The 1,803-nt window shown below is 63.0% G+C and carries 2 protein-coding genes and 1 pseudogene; 2 read left to right on the top strand and 1 reads right to left on the bottom strand.

Going from position 1 to position 1,803, the window contains the following annotated elements; all coding sequences use genetic code 11:
* Positions 1–127 (bottom strand): annotated as a pseudogene (locus tag VGE08_RS26240) (type II secretory pathway protein ExeA); the annotation flags it as partial.
* 240 nt (positions 128–367) lie between these two features.
* On the opposite strand from VGE08_RS26240, the gene trhA reads away from it, so the two are divergent.
* Together trhA and VGE08_RS01490 are read left to right on the top strand one after the other, a co-directional pair.
* Positions 368–1,018: a PAQR family membrane homeostasis protein TrhA gene (trhA, locus tag VGE08_RS01495; RefSeq protein WP_349258594.1), complete on the top strand. Its 651-nt coding sequence runs from the start codon at positions 368–370 to the stop codon at positions 1,016–1,018.
* 153 nt (positions 1,019–1,171) lie between these two features.
* Positions 1,172–1,633, top strand: a complete 462-nt coding sequence (locus VGE08_RS01490; protein ID WP_331066079.1) for an SRPBCC family protein — start codon at positions 1,172–1,174, stop codon at positions 1,631–1,633.
* Positions 1,634–1,803: the final 170 nt, after the last annotated feature.

The raw sequence follows: 1,803 nt of genomic DNA, 5'->3' as shown, positions 1-1,803 counted from the left end.
CATCGACGCGCAGCCCGTACAACAGGTGCGCGAGCGCTTCGCGATGACGTTCACTCATGAAGAGGTAGCGCGGATCGGGCGCGATCGAGAAGGGCGCCGCGGAAAACCCGAAATACTCGTTGTACATGCGTGCGTCTCGTCGCCGCCGGAGCGGCCGGGCGTCGTTGCGGGAGATCCGGAGCGCGCCAGCAGGGCGGCGCGCTACGCTAGTGTCACATTAGCGGCGCGGATTCGCAAACCGTGCGCTGAGTGCGGAGCCGCCGCGCCGACCTCCGGTGGTGCCCGGTTGCCTCTGCGTCAGGCTGCACTAAACTCCAGTGGTCCCCGCCCACTTGAGTGTGAGTCCTTGAAAGGAGCTGCCGTGCGTATGTCGGCCTCTGGCCCCAGGCGTGAGCAATCGCGAGATGAAGAGCTCGCAAACAGCGTGAGCCACGGCATAGGGTTGGGTGCAGCGCTGGTCGGGACGCCATTTCTCATCAACCGGGCGGCGGAGCAGGGGCAGACCGCATTCACCGTCGGCACGATTGTCTTCGCCGCGACGAGCATTTTTCTGTACCTCGCGTCGACGCTGTACCACGCGCTGCCGGTCGGCAAAGCCAAGCGGGTCTTTCGCGTCATCGAGCATTCCGCGATCTTTCTGCTCATCGCCGGCACGTACACGCCGTTTACGCTCGGAATACTTCGTGGTGCCTGGGGGTGGGCGCTACTCGGGATTGTTTGGGGTCTCGCGATGCTCGGCGTGGTCCTCAAGGTGTTCGACAAGGCATCGAATCCCATCTTTTCCACCGGCCTTTATCTGTTGATGGGGTGGGTCGTCGTCATCGCGATCGATCCCCTGCTTACGCAAATGCCTTCCGCGGGCCTGCTCCTGTTGGTCGCCGGCGGTTTGTCCTACACGGTCGGGGTGGCTTTCTTCGCGACCGATTCGCGGCTGCAGTATGGTCACCTGATCTGGCACCTGTTTGTTCTGGCCGGGACGGCATGCCACTATTTTGCGATTCTCTGGTATGCGGCCTGAGAAGTTGGTGTTCGGGGTGATGTGGCGATGAAGGTTCCTATTCGGCTGTTGTCGACCGATGCCGCACAGGGGATGACGGTGAGCTGCGCCCGGCCTTCACACTGAACGCGCACCTGCACTGGATTGCGTCGGGTATTCGCGAGGAGGATGCACATGAACGAGAAGCCTGCAGCCAAGGGGGAGTCGACGGCGGACCGCGAGTTCGTCCATTCGCGCGTGATCGATGCGCCGCGCGAGCGCGTCTTCCGGGCCTTCAGCGATCCCGCGCACCTCGCGCGCTGGTGGGGGCCGAAGGGCTTCAGCAATACTTTCGAGGAGTTCGATTTCCGGTCCGGCGGCAGGTGGCGTTTCATCATGCACGGACCGGATGGCAGGAACTACCCGAACGAAAACGTGTTCGTCGACGTCGCGCCGGAGCGGATCGTGGTCGAACATGTCGTCGGTCACCATTTCGAGCTGACGATCACGCTGACGGTGCAGGGCGAACGGACGCTGGTCGGCTGGCGCCAGCTGTTCGATACGGCGGCGGAGAAGCAGCGGATTGCCGACTTCGTGACCGAGGCGAACGAACAGAACCTCGATCGCCTTGCCGCCGAAGTGCTGAACGTCGCTTGAGTCGTGTATCACGCATGTCAAATGCGGGCGGCTTGATGCAGAATTGCTGCGCGCCGCGGCGGACGGTTCCGCCCGTCGTGCGCAACTATCGTTCAATTCACCGCGAGTCTTATGGCCATTACCCGCATTCACCTTGCCGCCGCGACCGCCGTGGCCTTCTCCGCCATCGT

It is taken from the genome of Steroidobacter sp. (assembly GCF_036406195.1).
Classification (GTDB): Bacteria; Pseudomonadota; Gammaproteobacteria; order Steroidobacterales; family Steroidobacteraceae; genus Steroidobacter.
This window is presented reverse-complemented; position numbering and strand designations above follow the sequence as displayed.